Here is a 19,755-nt window from a genome sequence, read left to right as displayed (position 1 = left end):
CTTACCGCCCACAACTGCCTGCTCTGGAGCCCACCATGACTACCAACCTTGATCCCCGCTACGACTCCACCCGCGTGATTCGCGCACCGCGCGGCACAACGCTGCACTGCAAGAACTGGCTGACCGAAGCCGCCTACCGGATGATCCAGAACAACCTGGACCCCGATGTGGCGGAAAACCCGCAAGCCCTGGTGGTCTATGGCGGCATCGGGCGCGCGGCCCGCGACTGGGCCTGCTTCGACCAGATCCTGGCCACGCTGCGCGAACTCAACGACGATGAATCGCTGCTGATCCAGTCGGGTAAGCCCGTGGGTGTGTTCAAGACCCACCCCAACGCCCCGCGCGTGCTGATCGCCAACTCCAACTTGGTGCCCAAGTGGGCCACCTGGGAACACTTCAACGAACTCGACCGCAAAGGCCTGTTCATGTACGGCCAAATGACCGCCGGCAGCTGGATCTACATCGGCAGCCAAGGCATCGTGCAGGGCACGTTCGAGACCTTTGTCGAGGCCGGTCGCCAGCACTATGGCGGCGACCTCTCGGGCAAATGGATCCTCACCGCTGGCCTGGGCGGCATGGGTGGCGCCCAGCCCCTGGCCGCCACGCTCGCTGGCGCCTGTTCACTCAACATCGAGTGCCAGCAAAGCAGCATCGACTTTCGTCTGCGCACGCGCTACGTGGACAAACAAGCCCGCGACATCGACCACGCGCTGGAACTGATTCGGGAACACACGGCCAAGAAAGAAGCCGTCTCGATCGCCCTGCTGGGCAATGCCGCCGAAATCCTGCCCGAACTCGTCAAGCGCGCCCAGGCCGGTGGCCCGCGTCCCGACATCGTCACCGACCAGACCTCGGCCCACGACCTCATCCACGGTTACCTGCCCATGGGCTGGACCGTGGCGCAGTGGAAGGCGGCGCAGCAAGACCCATCGCAACACGCCGCCCTGAAGGAGGCCGCCGCCAAGAGCTGCGCCGTGCACGTGCAGGCGATGCTGGATTTCCATGCGATGGGCGTGCCCACCGTGGACTACGGCAACAACATCCGCCAGGTGGCCTTCGACCAAGGCGTGAAAAACGCCTTCGACTTCCCCGGTTTTGTGCCCGCCTACATCCGCCCGCTGTTTTGCGAGGGCAAGGGCCCTTTCCGCTGGGTGGCGCTGTCGGGCGACCCGGAGGACATCTACAAAACCGACGCCAAGATCAAGGAACTCTTCCCCGACAACCACCACACCCACCGCTGGCTGGACATGGCGCGCGAGCGCATCGCCTTCCAGGGCTTGCCCGCACGCATCTGCTGGCTGGGCCTGGGTGAGCGCCACCGCGCGGGCCTCGCGTTCAACGAGATGGTGCGCAAGGGGGAGCTGAAGGCGCCCATCGTCATCGGGCGCGACCACCTCGACACCGGCTCGGTGGCCAGCCCCAACCGCGAGACCGAGGGCATGCGCGACGGCACCGACGCCGTCAGCGACTGGCCGCTGCTCAATGCCCTGCTCAACACCGCCGGCGGCGCCACCTGGGTCAGCCTGCACCACGGCGGCGGCGTGGGCATGGGTTATTCGCAGCATTCGGGCATGGTCATCGTGGCCGACGGCACCGATGCCGCCGCCGAGCGCCTGGCGCGCGTGCTGGTCAACGACTGCGGCTCGGGCGTGATGCGCCATGCCGACGCGGGTTACGAACTGGCCATCGAAACCGCCAAGAAACAGGGCTTGCACTTGCCCATGCTGCGTGCATGATGACGACCATGATCCACTCCTTGCTGATTCAACCCGGCCAGATGACCCTGGCCGACCTGCGCACCGTCTGGCTCAGCCCGGTGCAAGCGTCTCTGCCTGCCGAGGCTTACGAGGCCATGCGCGCATCGAGCGCGGCCATCCAGTCCATCGTGGACCAGGGCGATGCGGCCTACGGCATCAACACCGGCTTCGGCAAACTGGCCAAGACGCGCATTCCCGACGATCAATTGGAGGCGCTGCAGCGCAACCTGATCCTGTCTCACTCGGTGGGCAGCGGCGAGCCGATGAGCGCGGCCACCGTGCGGCTGGTGATGGTGATGAAGGCCGCCAGCCTGGCGCGCGGCTACTCGGGCGTGCGCCCGGTGGTGGTGGACACGCTGCTGGCTGTGCTCAACGCCGGCATCGTGCCGCGCATTCCGGTCAAGGGCTCGGTGGGCGCTTCCGGCGATTTGGCCCCCCTGTCGCACATGACGCTGGCGCTGATGGGCGAAGGCGAAGTCTGGTACCAGGGCCAATGGCAACCGGCAGCGCAAGCCTTGAACGCCGCAGGCATCGCCCCGCTGACGCTGGCGGCCAAGGAAGGGCTGGCCCTCATCAACGGCACCCAAGTGTCCACCGCCCTGGCCTTGCACGGCCTGTTCATGGCCGAACGCTTGCTGGAAGCCGGCACGGTGATTGGCGCGCTGTCCGTCGATGCCGCCAAAGGCAGCGACGCCCCCTTCGACCCGCGCATCCACGCGGTGCGGGGCCAACCGGGGCAGATCGCCAGCGCCGCCGTCACGCGGGCGCTGTTGCAGGGCAGTCAGATCCGCCTGTCCCATCTGGACAACGACGAGCGCGTGCAAGACCCCTACAGCCTGCGCTGCCAGCCCCAGGTGATGGGCGCCTGCCGCGACCTCATCGCCCAGGCCGCCCGCACGCTGCTGATCGAGGCCAACGCCGTCACCGACAACCCGCTCGTCTTCACCGACACCGGCGAGGTACTCTCGGGTGGCAACTTCCACGCCGAGCCGGTGGCGTTTGCGGCCGACACGCTGGCCCTGGCCATCAGCGAAATCGGAGCCATTTCCGAGCGACGCATCGCGCTGCTGATCGACAGCACCCTCTCGGGGTTGCCACCCTTCCTGGTGAACAACCCGGGGCTGAACAGCGGCTTCATGATCGCCCACGTCACCGCCGCCGCGCTGGCCTCGGAGAACAAATCCCACGCCCACCCGGCCAGCGTGGACAGCCTGCCCACCAGCGCCAATCAAGAAGACCATGTGAGCATGGCCACCTACGCCGGCCGGCGCTTGGCCGAGATGGCCGACAACACCGCCACCATTCTGGGCATCGAGTGGCTGGCCGCGGCGCAAGGGGTGGATTTTCACCGCCCCCTGCTGACTTCGCAGCGGCTGCAAAAAGCCCATGCGGTGCTGCGGGCGCAGGTGCCGTTTTACGCACACGACCGGCTGTTCGCCCCCGACATCGAAGCGGCCAAAACCCTGGTGATGCAGGGCCGCGCCGCTGAGGGCAATGCCGATGTGCTGAGCCTGCTTTGGGGCGACGGGGCATGAATACCGACCATACCCCGCGCCGCCTATGGCGCAACGCCCGGCTGGCGACCATGACCGGCCCCGGCTGGGGCCTGATCGAAGACGGGACCCTGCTGGCCGAAGGCGAGCGCATCGCCTGGCTGGGCCGGCAGGCCGACCTGCCCGCTGCACTGCAGGTGGACGAGGAATATAACCTGCAAGGCGCTTTGCTGACCCCGGGTTTGATCGACGGGCACACCCATTTGGTCTATGGCGGCCACCGCGCCGATGAAGCCGAGCAGCGCCTCAATGGCGCGAGCTACGAAGCCATCGCCCGCGCCGGCGGCGGCATCCGCGCCACGGTGGCGGCCACCCGAGCCGCAAGCGAAGAAAGCCTGCTGGCCCAGGCGCTGCGCCGCGCCCGCGCCCTTATGCGCTCGGGCGTGACCACGGTGGAAATCAAGTCCGGCTACGGCCTGTCGCTGGCCGACGAAGCCCGCTGCCTGCGCGTGGCCCGCCGCCTGGGACAGACCCTGGGCATCGGGGTGCAGGTCACCTGCCTGGCGGCGCACGCCGTGCCTGCCGAATTCGAAGGCCGGGCCGACGACTACATCGACGCAGTGTGCGCCTGGCTGCCCGAGTGGCACGCGCAAGGCTTGCTCGATGCGGTGGACGCGTTCTGCGAGCACATCGGCTTTACTCCTGCACAAACCCGGCGCGTGTTCGAAACCGCCCAGCGCCTGGGGCTGCCGGTAAAGCTGCACGCCGAGCAACTCTCCGACCAAGGCGGCGCGGCTCTGGCGGCCAGCTTTGGCGCCCTCTCTTGCGACCATCTGGAACACCTCAGCCCCGCGGGCGTGGCGGCCATGCAGGCCGCCGGCACGGTGGCCATGCTGCTGCCCGGGGCGTTTTACATGCTGTGCGAAACGCAGCTGCCGCCAATCGCTGCCCTGCGCGAAGCCGGCGTGCCCATGGCGATTGCCACCGACCACAACCCCGGCACATCGCCGGCCCTGTCGCTGCCGCTGATGGCGCACATGGCCTGCAGATTCTTCCGCCTTACGCCGTTGGAGGCTGTGCGCGGCATCACCGTCCACGCGGCACGGGCCCTCGGCCTGCGCGACCGCGGTACCCTGGCCGTGGGCCAGCGCGCGGATCTGGCGCTATGGGATTTGCAGCACCCCAACGAGCTGACCTATTGGTTCGGCCACGACGCCTGCCTAGGCGTGGTCGTCGGCGGACGGCGCATGACTTCGGAAGCCCCCGCATGAACGCGCCCGCCCCCGGCCAGCCCTTGGTGTGGCAAGGCCGCATCGATACCGAAGAAATCGGCGTCACCACCCGCTGGCACCAACACGTGCGCCCCTGGCATGCGCAAGCCCGCGGCGGCGTGGCGCTGCTGGGCTTTGCCTGCGATGAAGGGGTGCGGCGCAACGGCGGCCGCCCCGGCGCGGCCCAGGGGCCGGCTGCCCTGCGGCAGGCGCTGGCCAACCTGCCTGTGCTGGGCGAGCCCACGCTGTGGGACGGCGGCGACGTGACGTGCGAAGGCCAAGCGCTGGAGGCGGCCCAAACCGCCCTGGCCGCCCGAGTGGCCGAGGTACTGGCGCAAGGCGCCTTCCCCCTGGTGCTCGGCGGCGGGCATGAGGTGGCGTGGGGCACGTTCCAGGGTATCGTGCAGGCCGAGCCCAAGCGGCAGCGACTGCTCATCGTCAATTTCGACGCCCACTTCGACCTGCGTCACGCAGCCCAGGCCAACTCAGGCACGCCGTTTCGGCAAATCGCGCAATGGTGCCAAGCCCAGGGCCGCCCCTTTGACTACCACGTGCTGGGCATCAGCCGCTACGCCAACACCCAGGCGCTGTTCGACCGGGCGCACGCGCTGGGGGTGCGCTACCGGTTGGACGAAGCCTTGCAAACCGAAGCCGATGTGGCCGCCGCCCGCGCAGCGCTGCAAGCGGACCTGGCCGCCTGCGATGCGGTCTATCTCACCATCTGCCTGGACGTGCTGCCGGCGCACCAAGCCCCGGGCGTCAGCGCCCCGGCGACGCTGGGCGTGCCCCTGCCCTGGCTGATCCCACTGATGGACACGGTGCTCATGAGCGGCAAAGTGGTGGCGGCCGACATCGCTGAGCTCAATCCGGCGCTGGACCGGGACGGCCAAACCGCCCGCACCGGTGCCCGGCTAGCCGCGCAAATCGCCCGTCACACTCAACTTCGATGACACCGAGCCAACCCCATCAGATGGTGGCCAAGCTCCTCGAAGCCCGTCAGCCCAGCTTTGTCAACGCCCGCCTCAAATCGGCGCGCAGATCCTCCACATCCTCCAGCCCCACGGCCAACCGCACCAGCCGGGGGGCGTAGGGCCAGGGACGCGCGCGCATCGTCGGGATGTCGTAGGGCACGCACAGGCTGACCGGTCCGGCCCAGCTGTACCCCAGGCGAAACACCCGCAAGGCATCGCAGAAGGCATCCACCCGCTGCGCGGGGATCGCCGGATCGAACACGACGCTGAACAGGCAGCCCGCGGCGCGGGCGTCGCGGCGCCATGCGGCATGGCCGGGGGAGTCCGGCAGTGCCGGATGAAACACCCGGGCCACGTGCGGCTGGGTCTGCATCCACGCGGCCAACTCGCGCGTGGCGGCGTCTTGCGCGTGATAGCGCAAGGGCAGACTGGGCAGGCCGCGCAACACGGCCTCGACGTCGTTGGCCCCGACGCCCAGGCCCAGGCGCATGTGGGTGGACAGCAGTGCACGGTGCAGGGCCTCGTCCCGCGTGACGACGGAGCCCATCAACACGTCGGCGCCCCCGCTGGGGTATTTGGTGAGGGCCTGCATGGCCACGTCCACCCCCAGATCGAACGGGTTGAAGGCCACCCCGGCGCCCCATGTGTCGTCCAGCGCCGTGACGATGGGCCGCGCGCGTCCCTCATTCGCAGCGCGAACGACGCCGACCAGCGCGGGCACGTCCGGAAACTCCAGCGTGACCGAGCCGGCCGCCTCCAGCCACACCAGGCGCGTCTGGGGTGTGATGGCCGCAGCCAGATCCGCAGGATCCATGGGATCGTAGATGCGGTGCCGGATGCCCCAGGCGGCCAGCTCGTGGCTGGCCAGCGCCTTGTTGGGGCCGTAGGCGTTGTCGGGGATCAGCACTTCATCGCCGGCACGCAAAAACGCCAGATCGACCAGCGCGATGGCGGCCAAACCGCTGGGGGCCAGAATGCAGTGGCGCCCCCCTTCCAGGGTGGCCAGGCGCTCCTCCAGCGTGAAGGTGGTGGGCGTGCCGTGCAGACCGTAGGTGTAGCCGGACTTGTCCTGCCACTGGCGCTCGCGCATCGCCGCGACGTTGGGGAAGAAGACGGTCGAGGCCTTGTGTACCGGCACCATCACGGCGTCGAAGCCGTCCGGTGCGCGGTAGGGGTGATGAATCAGGCGCGTGGCCTCGCCCGCAGGTGCCGCCCCCATGGCGGTCAGATCTTCCACTTGGCCAGCAGCTGCTCGGGCCGCAGGTTGTCGTAGCACTCGAACGGCTGGTGGATCCAGGGGTTGGTGGGCAAAAACTCCACCGAATAGTCCGGCGTGAAAATGGACACGCCCTTGGTCCAGATGACGGCGCTGCGCAACTCGGTGATCGGCGCGTAGTTGGTGCGCAGCATGTCGATCACGGCCTTGAGCGTATGGCCCGAGTCGGCCAGGTCATCGACCAGCAGGACGCGGCCGGCGATCTCGCCCTTGGGCGTGGTGATGTAGCGCGCGATGTCCAGCTGGCCGCGCACCGTGCCGCCCTCCGCGCGGTAGGAGCTGGTGGACATGATGGCCAGCGGCTTGTCGAAGATGCGGCTGAGGATGTCGCCGGGGCGCATGCCGCCGCGCGCCAGGCACAGGATGGTGTCGAAGTCCCAGCCCGACTGGTGGATTTTGATCGCGAGCTTTTCGATCAGGTTGTGGTACTCGTCGTACGAGACGTACAGGTGCTTGCCGTCTTCGGTGAGCATATCGGGGTCTTTCGCGTGGCGCTGCGGGGGCCTCAAGCGGCGAAGGGATGCCGCACCAGGATGGTATGGTCGCGGTCCGGGCTTGTCGAGATGACGTGGATCGGCACGCCGGTGGTGGCCTCGATGCGCTCCAGGTAGCGGCGCGCGTTGGCCGGCAGGTCCTCGTAGCGCGTGATGCCGGCGGTCGGCTCGCTCCAGCCCGGCAGGGTCTCGTAGATCGGCTCGCAGCGCGCGATCTCGTCCGCCCCAAGCGGCAGCAGGTCGATCTCGCGCCCGTCCAGGCGGTAGCCGACGCACAGCTTGAGCTCCGGCAGGCCGTCGAGCACGTCCAGTTTGGTGATGCACAGCCCCGACAGGCCGTTGACCTGCGCCGAGCGCTTCAACAGCGCGGCGTCGAACCAGCCGCAGCGGCGCGCGCGGCCGGTGGTGGTGCCCTTCTCGGCGCCGACGGTGGCCATGTGCCAGCCGGGCGTGCCTTCGGTCTGCCAGTCGAGTTCGGTCGGGAACGGCCCGCCGCCGACGCGCGTGCAGTACGCCTTGGTGATGCCGAGCACGTAGTGCAGCAGCCCCGGGCCGACACCGGAGCCGGCGGCGGCGTTGCCGGCCACGCAGTTGCTGGACGTCACGAACGGGTAGGTGCCGTGGTCGATGTCCAAGAGCGTGCCCTGCGCGCCCTCGAACAGCAGGTTGGCGCCGGCGCGGTGCGCGTCGTTGAGCTCGCGCGAGACGTCGGCCACCATCGGCAGCAGCTGCTCGGCCTGGCGCATCGCCTCCTCGTACACCGGCTCGAAGCGCACGCGCCCGCGCTCGATGTAGGGCGCCAGCGCCGGGCTCCACTCCAGCGTCTCGGCGCCGAGCAGCGTCACCAGCACGTGGTTGTGCAGCTCCAGCAGCTCGCGCAGCCGCTCGGCGAAGCGCTCGGGGTGGCGCAGGTCCTGCACGCGCAGCGCGCGGCGCGCCACCTTGTCCTCGTAGGCCGGGCCGATGCCCCGCCCGGTGGTGCCGATCTTGGCGGCGCCGACCTTTTCCTTGGCGGCCTCGCGCGCCACGTCCAGCGCGGCGTGGAACGGCAGGATCAGCGGGCAGGCCTCGCTGATGCGCAGGCGGCTGCGCACCTCCACGCCGGCGCGCTCCAGCCCTTCGATCTCCTCCAGCAGCTTGGCCGGCGGCAGCACCACGCCGTTGCCGATGTAGCACCGGACGCCGGCGCGCATGATGCCGCTCGGAATCAGGTGCAGCGCGGTCTTGACGCCGCCGATGACCAGCGTGTGGCCGGCGTTGTGCCCGCCCTGGAAGCGCACCACGCCGTGCGCGGTCTCGGTCAGCCAGTCGACCAGCTTGCCCTTGCCCTCGTCACCCCACTGGGTGCCGACCACCACCACGTTGCGCCCCGGCTGGGGCTGGAAAACCTTGTCGTTCATGGAAAAAATCGCTCGATCGGTATCGCTTGGAGAGCGGTTGGGGAAAGGGCCGCGATGGTGCGGTGGGCATCAGCTCGCCTGCGCCGCGAGCGGTTGCACCACCCACGCGCCGTCGCGTTCGACCAGCGTGCGGTCGCAGGCAAATTCGTCCACCTCGTGCTCGTGCCCGGGCAGCACGCAGACCACGGTTTCGCCGGCCGCGCGCAGTTGGGCGATGGCCGCACGCAGGGCGCCATCGTCGCGCCACGGTGCCCGGATCGCCGGCCGCAGCGCGGGGGCCGGGGCCAGCCGGACCAGTTGCTTGAGATCCAGGCTGAAGCCGGCCGCGGGACGGCGGCGCCCAAAGACCGCGCCCACCTCGTCGTAACGGCCACCACGCGCGATTTCCTGCCGCTCGGCTCCACCGGCGCCAAACAGCGAAAACCGCACGCCCGTGTAGTAGGCGTAGCCACGCAGATCCGCCAGATCGAAGGTGACGGAAACCAGCGGGTCGCGCTCGTGCAGGCGATCGGCCAGCCAGGACAGATCGTCCAGGGCCCGCTGCAGCCGCTCGCCGCCCGGCAGGCGCCGCCGGGCCTCGGCCAGGACGGCCGCATCGCCATACAGCTCGGGCAAGGCCAGCAGGCCGTCGCGTACCGCGGGGGGCAATTCCGCGGCCAGCGCCGCCAGCGCGGCCGCATCCTTGGCCGCCAGCGCCGCATGCAGCCGCGCGATGCGCGCCGGCGGCAGCGGACAGCCATCCAGCACCGCATCGACGACGCGCACGTCGCCCAGGTCCACCCCCAGGCGCGTCAGTCCCGCCGCGCGCAGGGCGTCGAGCGCGAGCTCGAGCACCTCCAGATCGGCCTCCAGGCCGGCATGGCCGTAGATTTCGGCGCCGAACTGCAGCGGCTCGCGCGTGCCGTGGGTGGCAGCGCGGGTGTGCACCACCGGCCCGCAGTAGCACAGCCGCGCAATGCCCTGGCGGTTGAGCAGGTGCGCATCGATGCGCGCGACCTGTGGCGTGGTGTCGGCACGCAGTCCCAGCATCCGGCCCGAGAGCTGGTCCACCAGCTTGAAGGTCTGCAGGTCCAGCGCCTCGCCGGTGCCCGTCAGCAGCGACTCCAGGTGTTCGAGCAGTGGCGGGATGACCAGCTCGTAGCCGTAGCGGCGCGCCGCTTCGAGCAGCGAGCGGCGCAAGTCCTCGATGTGGCGCGCCTCGGAGGGCAGCACATCGGCGATGTGATCCGGCAGCAGCCAGGCAGACATGGGTGGTTCGGCAGCAGGCAAAGGCAGGATTTTACCCCGGCCCCGATCCGGGGCCGGTCACGCATCACCGCCTCAGCGCGCCCCGGCCGCCGGCGCGCTGCCCTTGAACGCCTTGAAGAACTCGGACGAGGGGTCGACCACCAGCACATCGCCCTTGCCGGCAAAGCTGGCCTTGTAGGCCTCGAGGCTGCGGTAGAACTGGGCGAACGCCGGGTCCTTGCCGAACGCCTGGCTGTAGACGCGGGCCGCTTCGGCGTCGCCTTCACCCTTGATCTTCTGCGCCTGGCGGAAGGCGTCCGCCAGAATGACCTCGCGCTGGCGGTCGGCCTCGGCACGGATCTTCTCGCCTTCGGCGAAGCCGGTGGAGCGCAGCTCGTTGGCCACGCGCTTGCGCTCGGCCTCCATGCGGTCGTAGACCGAGCGGGTGATCGACTCGGCGTAGTCGATGCGCGAGATGCGCACGTCGACCACGTCCATGCCCCAGGGCTTCTCGGCGCCGCGCACCGCAGCCAGCACCTCGCGCTGCACCGCGGCCATCAGCTCCTCGCGCTTGGCGGAGAGCAGCTCGCGCAGAGTGCGCTTGTTGACCTCCTGCTGGAAGGCGTTACGCACCACGCGGTTGAGCTGGGCGGCGCCGGCGCGCTCGTCCAGCCCGACGTTGCGGATATAGGCCGACGGGTCGGAGATGCGCCAGCGCACGTACCAGTCGATGACGACGCGCTGCTTCTCGGCGGTCAGCGTCGGCTCGGTGTCGGTGCTCTCCAGCGTCAGCAGCCGCTTGTCGATGTAGGACACGTTCTGGAACGGCGGCGGCAGCTTGAAGTTCAGGCCCGGCTCGGTGACCACGTTGCGGATCTGGCCGAACTGAAACACCACACCGAACTGGCGCTGATCGACGACGAACAGGGTGGAGCTGACGATGGCCAGCAGGACCAACAGGGAAGAGGCAATGAATCCGATTCGGTTCATCATGGCGTCGGCTCCGTTCAGCGCCCTTCGCGGTCGCGGCTGCGCAGGTCGTCACGCCCGCGCGCATCGGCGGCGGCCGGCGCGCTCGACGCGGCCGCCGACGGGGCGGGCGACGGCACCGCCCCCACTGGCCCCTGTCCGGCGCTGACCTGTTGCATGATCTTGTCCAGCGGCAAATAGAGCAGGCTGGACTGCTGGCGGGTATCCACCATGATCTTCGTGACGTTGGTGTAGATCTGCTGCATGGCCTCCAGATACAGGCGCTCGCGCGTGACCTGCGGGGCCTTCGCATACTCGGCCTGCACGAGCGAGAAGCGCTGCGCATCACCCTGCGCCTGCGCCACGATGCGCGCCTTGTAGCCCTCGGCCTCTTCGATCAGGCGCGACGCCGCGCCGCGCGCCCGCGGCACGACGTCGTTGGCGTAGGCCTCGGCCTCGTTCTTGGCGCGCTCGCGCTCCTGCCCGGCCTTGAGCACGTCGTCGAACGCGGCCTGTACCTGCTCGGGCGGGCGCACGCCGCCGGCCTGCAGGTTGATGCCGACGATCTCGATGCCGACGTTGTAGCGGTCCAGGATGTTTTGCATCAAGGTCCGCACACGGGGGGCGATCTGCTCGCGCTCCTCGGCCAGCGCGGCGTCCATCCTCATCTTGCCGACCACCTCGCGCACGGCGGTCTCGGCGGCCTTGACCACTGCCGCATCGGGGTCGCGGCTGCTGAACAGGTAGGCGCGCGCGTCGCTCAGGCGGTACTGCACGGCAAACTTGATCTCGACGATGTTCTCGTCCTCGGTCAGCATCGCCGACTCGCGCAGGCCCGTGGCGCGCACGATCGCATCCCGGCCGATGTCCACCGAGCGGATCTGGGTGACGAACACCGATTCGTGGCGCTGGATGGGATACGGCAGCCGCCAGTTGAAGCCGGCGCCGACCGTGCTGTGGTAGCGGCCGAACTGGGTGATGACGGCCTGCTGGCCTTCCTGCACGATGAAAAAGCCCGTGCCCAGCCAGATCAGCACACCCACGCCGACGATCAGGCCGGCGCCGATGCCCGCCCCTTTGGGGTCGGGGCGCATCGGCGCGCCGCCCTCCCCCCGGCCCCAGCCGGGGCCACCCGGCGGGCGGCCACCGCCGCGACCGCCAAACAGGCCGCCGAGCTTGCGGTTGAAGTCGCGCCACAGTTCGTCCAGGTCGGGCGGCGTCTGCCCGCCCGACGGCCGGCGCTGTCCGCCACCGTCGCGGGCATCGTCGTCCTCCCCACGCCCCCAGCGCGGGTCGTTGAGGTTGAACACCGCGCGCAGGCGGCGCGCCCAGCCTGCCCGGGACCACAGGCCCAGGCGGTCAGGCCCGCGTCCAGAAGGTCGTGCGCCCAAGGGGAAGTCGCTCATGGATGAAAACGTGGATCGTTGGATGGCATGCGAATTGTGCCGAATTGCGGCACGCCCCCGTCGCCGTCGGGCATTGCGAGGTGCTCGCGCACGGCGTCGGCCAGCACCGCCCGCAACGCGTCGAGCCCCTCGCCGGTCTGCGCGCTCACGAAAACCCGAGTCACGCTGCGCCCTTCGAGTTCCGTGACATCGCGGTGCTGGCGCGGGCGCCGCTCGGGCGGCAGGGCGTCGATCTTGTTGAACACCAGAACCTGCGGCACGTCGGCCGCGTCGATCTCGTGCAGCACGCGCTGCACGTTGTCGATCTGTTCCGGGTGTTGCGGATTGGCCGCATCGACCACGTGCAGCAGCAAGTCGGCGTCGCGCGCCTCCTGCAAGGTGGCGGCAAAGGCCTCGACCAGCGTGTGAGGCAGGTCGCGGATGAAGCCGACCGTGTCCGACAAAGACACATTGCAGCCGACCTCGCCCAGATACATCTGGCGCGTGGTGGTGTCGAGCGTCGCAAACAACTGGTCGGCCGCGTAGGCGCGCGCCTTGACCAGCGCGTTGAACAGCGTGGACTTGCCGGCGTTGGTGTAGCCGACCAGCGAAATGGTGAAGGTGCCGCGGCGCTCGCGCTGCCGGCGCTGGGTGCGCCGCTGGCGCTTGACCCGCTCGAGCCGCTCGCGGGTGCGCTGGATCGCCTCGGCGATCATGCGCCGGTCCAACTCGATCTGGGTCTCGCCGGGGCCGCCGCGCAGGCCGATGCCGCCCGTTTGGCGCTCCAGGTGCGACCAGCGCCGCACCAGCCGCGTCGACAGGTAGCGCAGCCGCGCCAGCTCCACCTGCAGCTTGCCCTCGTGGCTGCGGGCCCGCTGGGCAAAGATGTCCAGAATCAGCAACACCCGGTCGTTGACCGGCATCTTGAGGTGCCGCTCGAGGTTGCGCTGCTGCGCCGGGCTCAGGGACTGGTCGAACAGCACCTCGCTGGCGCCATGCGCCGCGGCAAGGGCTGCGATTTCGTCCGCTTTGCCGCTGCCCACGTACAGCGCCGCATCGGGCGCGCGGCGGCGGCAGACGACCTTGTCGCACACCCGGTACCCCGCCGACTGGGCCAGTTGGGCCAGCTCGTCCAGGGTGGCGTCGAAGTGCGGCTGGCCGATGTCGACGCCGACGAGAATGACACCCGGCGCCGGCTCACCGGCCGTGGATGCCGGGGCGGATCCGGTCACGGTGCCGACGCAGCCTCGGCCGTCTGGCCTGCCGTGAACTGCACCGGACGGCCCGGCACGATGGTGGAGATGGCGTGCTTGTACACCATCTGGGTGACGGTGTTGCGCAGCAGGACCACGTACTGATCGAACGATTCGATCTGCCCCTGCAGCTTGATGCCGTTGACGAGGTAGATCGACACCGGCACGTGCTCGCGGCGGAGTTGGTTCAGAAACGGGTCCTGGAGGAGTTGGCCTTTGTTGTTGCTCACGATATCGTCCGTGTTCGATATAAAAATGGGACGCCGACTATACCACAAACGGCGGCGGCGTGCGTGGGCGCAAAGCCCCGCGGAAGGGGCGCGTCAGTCGTAGGGGTTTTCCTGCGTCTTGAACTCGATGCGCAGCGGCGTGCCGACGAGGTCGAACGCCTTGCGAAACCGCGCCTCCAAGTAGCGCCGGTAGGCGTCGCCCACGTGCTCGAGCGAGTTGCCGTGGATGACGATGACGGGCGGATTCTGCCCGCCCTGATGCGCATAGCGCAACTTGGGGCGGAACATGCCGCTCTTGCGCGGCGCCTGGAAGGCAACGGCCTCCTGCAACAGGCGGGTGAGCACCGGCGTGGGCATCTTGACCATCGCCGACGCATAGGCCCGGGCGATGGACTTCCACAGCGCCTGGATGCCCTGGCGCTTGCGCGCGGAAATGAAGTGCAGCGGCGCAAACTTCAGAAAGGCCAGCCGCACTTCGATGGAGCGCTGCAGTTGCTCGCGCTGGTAGTCGTCCACCGCGTCCCACTTGTTGACCGCCACGACCACCGAGCGGCCGCTGTCCAGGATGTAGCCGGCGATGTGCGCGTCCTGGTCGGTGACGCCCTGCGTGGCGTCCAGCAGCAGGAGCACGACGTGCGCGCTCTCGATGGCCTGCAGCGTCTTGACGACGGAAAACTTTTCCACCGCCTCGAATACCCGGCCCTTGCGGCGCAGGCCGGCGGTGTCGATCAGCTCGAAGCGGCGCCCCTCGCGCTCGAAGGGCACGCGGATGGCGTCGCGCGTGGTGCCGGGCAGGTCGAAGGCAACCAGCCGTTCCTCGCCCAGCCAGGCGTTGATCAGCGTGGACTTGCCGACGTTGGGGCGGCCGGCGACGGCAAGCCGGATCGCCTCTTCGGCGGCCTCGTCGGCCTCGGAGGTGTCGTCGGGCCAGATCAGTTGATCGAGCGCGGCCTCGACCATCGAGCGCACGCCCTGTCCGTGCGCGGCCGACACCGGGATCACCTCCCCCAGGCCCAGTTCATAAAACTCCGCCAGTTGCGCGCCCTCGCGCATGCCCTCGGCCTTGTTGGCTACCAGCAGGCAGGGTTTGGCCAAGCGGCGCAGGTAGTCGGCGATTTCGTGGTCCTGCGCGCTCAGCCCGGCCCGCGCGTCCACGACGAAGATCACCACATCCGCCTCGGCCACGGCCTGGCGGGTCTGCTTGGCCATCTCGCGGTAGATGCCGCTGGACGCGTCGGGCTCGAAGCCGCCGGTGTCGATGACGATGAACTCGCGCCGCCCCAGCCGGGCGTTGCCGTAGTGGCGGTCGCGGGTCAGGCCGGGCATGTCCGCGACGATGGCGTCCCGGCTCTTGGTGAGCCGGTTGAACAGCGTGGACTTGCCGACGTTGGGGCGGCCGATCAGCGCGACGACGGGTTTGAACGCGGTCATTCGGGGCGCCAAGCGAACACGCCGCCGTTGCGGGTCACGGCCAGCAGGGTGTTGCCGACCAGCAGCGGCCCGTCGACGATGGGCGAGCCATCCGTCGGCAGCCGGTTCAAGAAAGACCCGTCGGCGCGCGACAGCAGGTGCACATGGCCCTGCGCATCCCCCACGGCCAGGGAACGGCCCACCGCCAGCGGTGCCGAGAGGCCCCGGTACAGCAGCCGCTCGTTGGCCCACGCGCGCACGCCATCCTCGCGCCGCAAGGCGATGACCCGGCCGTTCGACTCCACGCCATACACCCGCTCGGCATCGGCCTGCACGCCGGTCGTGCCGTCGGCCGGTTGCGTCCAGAGCACCCGGCCGCGCTGGGCATCCACACAGCCGATCGCGGACTGGAAAGCACGCGCGCACAGCACGTCGCGGTCGCGCCCGACACGGCCCACCAGATCGACGAGGCGCTCGATTTCGTTGGCGCCGCGCGAGCGGCCGATGGTGGCGTCCCACTGGATGCGCCCGGTGTCGGGATCCAAGCCGACCAGACGGCCGCCGATCCCGACGACCAGCGTGTTGCCCACCGCGCCCAGCACCCCGGCCTGGCGCAGCACCAGCGGCTCGGTGCCGCGGCTGGTTTGCGACCACAGGCGCGCGCCCGTCGCGGCGTCGAAGGCCACCACGCTGCGGTCGCCCCCCAGCACGAACACGCGCTCACCGGCCACGAACGGCGGCGTGAAGGTGCGCGCGGGCAGCCGCTGGCGCCAGCGCTCGCCACCCTCGGTCAGCACCACCAGATCGTTGTCGCGCGTGACGACGGCCGCGCGCCGCCCATCGAACCCGACCCCGGCGGCCATGGGGGCGCCGGACTCGGCCCGCCAGCGCACGCGACCGCTCTCGCCATCCAGCACCGTCACCGTGCCCGCGGCGTTGACCAGCGCCACCGACGCGCCGTGGACAGCCGGCACCATCAGCGCATCGACCGGGCCGAGCGCCTGCGTCCACACCTGCCGTGCGGGCACGAGCGCGGCCACCGGCTCCAGCGGCATGGGCTCGGGTTTGCGGCCGCTGGACGAGCAACCGGCCAGCGCCAGCGCGAGGGCGGCACCGGCCAGCCACGTGCCCGCACGCCGGACGAGCGAGGAGGGGTGAACGGGGGGGTGGATGAGGTTCACGGCTTGGCCTCCGGACGGGCGGTGGGATCGACACCCAGTGCGTTGAGCTTGGCCTCGACGATGGCACGGTAGCCGGCCGCAGGCTCCAGCCCCTTCCAGGCGTCCAGGTAGGCCGCGCGGGCGGCTTCGTCCTGGCCCTGGCGGTGCAGCACGTCACCGCGCCGGTCGGCGCGCCACGGGCGCAGGGCCTCGGGCACATCGGCATCGAGCAGGCGCAGAGCCGCGTCGAGGTTGCCGGCGTCCAGCTCCAGCCCCGCGAGGCGCACGCGGGCCACGGCCACCAGGGCCTCGTCACGCCCACGGTCGATCACGAACTGCAGGGCCGCGCGCGCGTCGGCGGTCTGGTCGGCTTCGGCCAACACCCGGGCGGCCAGCAGCGCGCCGTGCTGCGCCTGCGCCGTGCGGGCCGCCTGGGCCTGCATATCGCCCCAGGTGCGCCGCACCCGCTCGACGTCGGCCGCGCGGGCCGCCTGATCCAACTCATCGTACAGGGCGGCCGCCTGCGCGGCCTGGCGCCGCTCCCAATACTGCCAGCCGTTGTAGGCGGCATAAGCCCCCAGCACCCCGATCAACAGCCAGGTGATGAGGTTGCCGTACTTTGCCCAAAATGCCTTGAGCTGGGCGATTTGTTCCTGCTCTTCGAGGTCGTAATGCGAGGCCATGCGCTGCCCGGTGGGTGTCGATGTGGCGGGATTGTAGAGGGGGGCGCGCCCCGGTCGCGATCGGCCGCGTCAGGTCGCGCCAGCGGGGCGCAACCGGGTGGCCCACTCGGCGGCCTCGGCCACGGGCAGCAGGGTCTGAGCCGTGACGGGGCCGCTCAGCCCTTCGCGCAGGGGCTTGACCGCCACCTGCCCGGCGGCCAGCTCGGCCTCGCCAAAAATCAGCGCGTAGCGCGCCCCGCTCGCATCGGCCTTTTTGAACTGCGACTTCATGCTGCCCAGCCCGTCCGGCCCGGCGGCGTGCATCAGCACCTGCAGACCGGCAGCGCGCAAGGCCCGCAGCACGGGCATCACCTGCGGCCAGGCCTGGGGGTCGGGCACGATGGCATACGCGTCCGGCACCGGGGCGGCCGGCAGGCGCTGCTGGGCCTTGAGCAGTTCCAGAATGCGCTCCACTCCCATGGCCCAGCCGACGCCAGGGGCGGGTTTGCCGCCCACCTCGGCCATCAAGCCGTCGTAGCGCCCCCCGGCGCAGACCGTGCCCTGCGCCCCAAGCGAGGTGGTGACGAATTCGAACACCGTGTGGTGGTAGTAGTCCAGCCCACGGACCAAACGCGGATTGACGCGGTAGGCGATGCCCTGGGCGTCGAGCAGGCGACGCACCGCCTCGAAGTGCGCCAGCGACGCCGGGCCCAGGTGGTCGAGCAGCTTGGGCGCCGCTTCCACCAGGGCCTGCATCGCCGGATTCTTGGTATCCAGAATGCGCAGCGGGTTGGTGTAGAGGCGGCGGCGTGCGTCCTCGTCGAGCTGGTCGCGGTGCTGCTCGAAATACGCGATGAGCGCCTGGCGGTGCGCCTGCCGTTCGGCGGGCTGCCCCAGGCTGTTGAGTTCCAGCGCGATGTCCTGCAGGCCCAGTTCGCGCCACAGGTCTGCGGCCATCGCGATCAGTTCGGCATCGGCCTCGGGGCCGGCCAGGCCCAGCGCCTCCACCCCCACTTGGTGAAACTGCCGGTAGCGGCCGCGCTGCGGCCGCTCGTGGCGGAACATCGGGCCCATGTAGTAGTAGCGCTTGGGGCCGTCGTAGAGCAGCGAATGCTCCACCACCGCGCGCACCACGCCGGCCGTGCCCTCCGGACGCAGCGCGAGCTGCTCGCCGTTGAGCCGGTCCTCGAAGGCGTACATCTCCTTCTCGACGATGTCGGTGACCTCGCCCAGCCCGCGCACGAACAGGGCCAGCGGCTCGACGATGGGGGTGCGGATGTTGCGGTAGCCGTAACGCGCGAACAGATCGCGCACGCGCGCCTCCAGCCACTCCCAGTGGGCGGAATCGGGCGCGACGATGTCGTTCATGCCTTTGACGGCGGTGATCTTGTCTGTCATCTCGGTCTCGGGTGGGGGCGCCGCGGCAATGGTGCGGCGGTGCCCGTGTGCCAGCAGAAAGGGGGATGGGGCGGGCGCGGCGGGCGGCGCGTCAGGACGCCCCGGCACCAAAGCGCCGAGCGACGTAGTCCTCGACGATCTGGCGAAAGTCCTCGGCGATGCGCTCACCGCGCAGGGTGGTGACCTTCTCGCCATCCAGATAGACGGGGGCGGCCGGGGCCTCGCCGGTGCCGGGCAGGCTGATGCCGATGTCGGCGTGCTTGCTCTCGCCCGGCCCATTGACGATGCAGCCCATGACGGCGACCTTGAGGTTCTCCACCCCGGGATAGCGGCTGCGCCAGACCGGCATGGCCGCGCGCAGATGGTCGTCGATCTGTTTGGCCAGCTCCTGGAACACGGTGCTGGTGGTGCGCCCACAGCCCGGGCAAGCGGTGACGCTGGGCACGAATGCGCGCAGCCCCAGCGCCTGCAAAATCTCCAGCGCGACCACCACTTCCTGGGTGCGGGGCTCGCCGGGCTGCGGGGTCAGGCTCACGCGGATGGTGTCGCCGATGCCCTGCTGCAACAGCACGGCCAGGGCCGCCGCCGACGCCACGGTGCCCTTGGTGCCCATGCCCGCCTCGGTCAGCCCCAGGTGCAGCGGATAGTCGCAGCGGCGCGCCAGCTCCTGATACACGGCGATCAGGTCCTGCGCGTTGCTGACCTTGCACGACAGCACCACATCCTCGGGCGCCATGCCGAGTTCCACCGCGCGTTCGGCCGACGCGAGCGCCGAAGTGATCAGCGCCTCGTACATGACCTGCCGCGCGTCCCAGGGCTGGGGACGGCGGCCGTTTTCGTCCATCATCTGCCCGAGCAGATCGGCATCCAGACTGCCCCAGTTGACGCCGATGCGAATGGGCTTGCCCCAGCGCAGCGCCGCCTCGATCATCTGGGCGAACTGGCGGTCTTTCTTCTCGCCGCGACCCACGTTGCCCGGGTTGATGCGGTACTTGGACAGCGCCTGCGCCATCGCCGGATGGTCGGCCAGCAGCCGGTGGCCGTTGAAATGAAAGTCGCCGATCAACGGCACCGACACCCCCATGCGGTCGAGCTGTTCGCGGATGTGCGGCACGGCCCGGGCGGCCTCGTCGTTGTTGACCGTGATGCGCACCAGCTCGGAGCCGGCCTGGGCCAGTTCCTTGACCTGGATGGCGGTCGCGATGGCGTCGGCCGTGTCGGTGTTGGTCATCGACTGCACGCGGATCGGCGCATCGCCGCCGACGGTGACGCGGTGCTCACCCCAGGCGACGACACCCTGGCGGGAGCGGCGCGGGGCCGCGGCGCCCAGCGGAATCGGTCGGTCGGCGTTCGGCGCTGCGCCCCATGCGGCGGCCGAAGGGTCGATGGCGCTCATGAC

General features: G+C 69.8%; 17 protein-coding genes. 4 read left to right on the top strand and 13 right to left on the bottom strand.

The features are described 5' to 3' along the window. The first annotated feature begins 35 nt into the window (after positions 1-35). The 4 genes from hutU to hutG are packed head-to-tail and all read left to right on the top strand — an operon-like array spanning position 36 to position 5,471. The gene (hutU, locus tag Tfont_RS04360; RefSeq protein ID WP_143968527.1) at positions 36-1,736 is read left to right on the top strand and encodes a urocanate hydratase; all 1,701 of its coding nucleotides are present in this window, start codon (positions 36-38) and stop codon (positions 1,734-1,736) included. An 8-nt stretch (positions 1,737-1,744) separates the two neighbouring features. After that, complete coding sequence (gene hutH / locus Tfont_RS04355; RefSeq protein ID WP_143968526.1) at positions 1,745-3,292, top strand: histidine ammonia-lyase; 1,548 nt, start codon at positions 1,745-1,747, stop codon at positions 3,290-3,292. After that, on the top strand, positions 3,289-4,521 hold the full coding sequence (gene hutI, locus Tfont_RS04350) for an imidazolonepropionase (RefSeq protein WP_143968525.1): 1,233 nt from the start codon (positions 3,289-3,291) through the stop codon (positions 4,519-4,521). The genes hutH and hutI overlap by 4 nt, the downstream gene beginning before the upstream one ends. Further along, a complete protein-coding gene (hutG, locus tag Tfont_RS04345) occupies positions 4,518-5,471 on the top strand; it encodes a formimidoylglutamase (RefSeq protein WP_143968524.1) in 954 nt (317 codons plus the stop codon). Before hutI ends, hutG begins: the two co-directional genes overlap by 4 nt. A 46-nt stretch (positions 5,472-5,517) precedes the next feature. On the opposite strand, the gene Tfont_RS04340 is transcribed toward hutG, so the two are convergent. The 13 genes from Tfont_RS04340 to ispG all read right to left on the bottom strand — a co-directional run bounded on the left by Tfont_RS04340 (position 5,518) and on the right by ispG (position 19,752). Beyond that, positions 5,518-6,711, bottom strand: coding sequence for a cystathionine beta-lyase (locus tag Tfont_RS04340; RefSeq protein ID WP_143968579.1), 1,194 nt, complete (start codon positions 6,709-6,711; stop codon positions 5,518-5,520). Between the two features lie 5 nt (positions 6,712-6,716). Further along, on the bottom strand, positions 6,717-7,241 hold the full coding sequence (locus tag Tfont_RS04335; protein ID WP_068609383.1) for a phosphoribosyltransferase: 525 nt from the start codon (positions 7,239-7,241) through the stop codon (positions 6,717-6,719). Positions 7,242-7,273: 32 nt separating this feature from the next. Beyond that, positions 7,274-8,662, bottom strand: coding sequence for an adenylosuccinate synthase (locus Tfont_RS04330; protein WP_143968523.1), 1,389 nt, complete (start codon positions 8,660-8,662; stop codon positions 7,274-7,276). A gap of 69 nt (positions 8,663-8,731) precedes the next feature. Further along, complete coding sequence (locus tag Tfont_RS04325) at positions 8,732-9,910, bottom strand: ATP phosphoribosyltransferase regulatory subunit (RefSeq protein WP_143968522.1); 1,179 nt, start codon at positions 9,908-9,910, stop codon at positions 8,732-8,734. A 72-nt stretch (positions 9,911-9,982) separates the two neighbouring features. Beyond that, a complete protein-coding gene (gene hflC, locus Tfont_RS04320; protein WP_143968578.1) occupies positions 9,983-10,879 on the bottom strand; it encodes a protease modulator HflC in 897 nt (298 codons plus the stop codon). A gap of 17 nt (positions 10,880-10,896) precedes the next feature. Continuing rightward, positions 10,897-12,264: an FtsH protease activity modulator HflK gene (gene hflK / locus Tfont_RS04315; RefSeq protein ID WP_143968521.1), complete on the bottom strand. Its 1,368-nt coding sequence runs from the start codon at positions 12,262-12,264 to the stop codon at positions 10,897-10,899. Continuing rightward, entirely contained in the window at positions 12,261-13,475 is a 1,215-nt protein-coding gene (hflX, locus tag Tfont_RS04310; RefSeq protein ID WP_260682254.1) for a GTPase HflX, read from the bottom strand. The genes hflK and hflX overlap by 4 nt, the downstream gene beginning before the upstream one ends. After that, on the bottom strand, positions 13,472-13,726 hold the full coding sequence (gene hfq, locus Tfont_RS04305; protein ID WP_068609376.1) for an RNA chaperone Hfq: 255 nt from the start codon (positions 13,724-13,726) through the stop codon (positions 13,472-13,474). The genes hflX and hfq overlap by 4 nt, the downstream gene beginning before the upstream one ends. Before the next feature lie 93 nt (positions 13,727-13,819). Further along, a complete protein-coding gene (der, locus tag Tfont_RS04300) occupies positions 13,820-15,157 on the bottom strand; it encodes a ribosome biogenesis GTPase Der (protein WP_143968520.1) in 1,338 nt (445 codons plus the stop codon). Further along, positions 15,154-16,308: an outer membrane protein assembly factor BamB gene (gene bamB / locus Tfont_RS04295; protein ID WP_143968576.1), complete on the bottom strand. Its 1,155-nt coding sequence runs from the start codon at positions 16,306-16,308 to the stop codon at positions 15,154-15,156. Before bamB ends, der begins: the two co-directional genes overlap by 4 nt. Before the next feature lie 5 nt (positions 16,309-16,313). Next, on the bottom strand, positions 16,314-16,979 hold the full coding sequence (locus tag Tfont_RS04290) for a YfgM family protein (RefSeq protein WP_068609374.1): 666 nt from the start codon (positions 16,977-16,979) through the stop codon (positions 16,314-16,316). Between the two features lie 69 nt (positions 16,980-17,048). Continuing rightward, positions 17,049-18,356, bottom strand: a complete 1,308-nt coding sequence (gene hisS, locus Tfont_RS04285; protein ID WP_143968519.1) for a histidine--tRNA ligase — start codon at positions 18,354-18,356, stop codon at positions 17,049-17,051. 91 nt (positions 18,357-18,447) lie between these two features. Next, complete coding sequence (ispG, locus tag Tfont_RS04280; protein WP_068609372.1) at positions 18,448-19,752, bottom strand: flavodoxin-dependent (E)-4-hydroxy-3-methylbut-2-enyl-diphosphate synthase; 1,305 nt, start codon at positions 19,750-19,752, stop codon at positions 18,448-18,450. Positions 19,753-19,755 lie beyond the last annotated feature (3 nt).

The organism is Tepidimonas fonticaldi (assembly GCF_007556755.1).
GTDB lineage: Bacteria > Pseudomonadota > Gammaproteobacteria > Burkholderiales > Burkholderiaceae_C > Tepidimonas > Tepidimonas fonticaldi.
The sequence above is the reverse complement of the archived record's forward strand: the minus strand, read 5'-3'. Positions and strand labels throughout refer to the sequence as shown.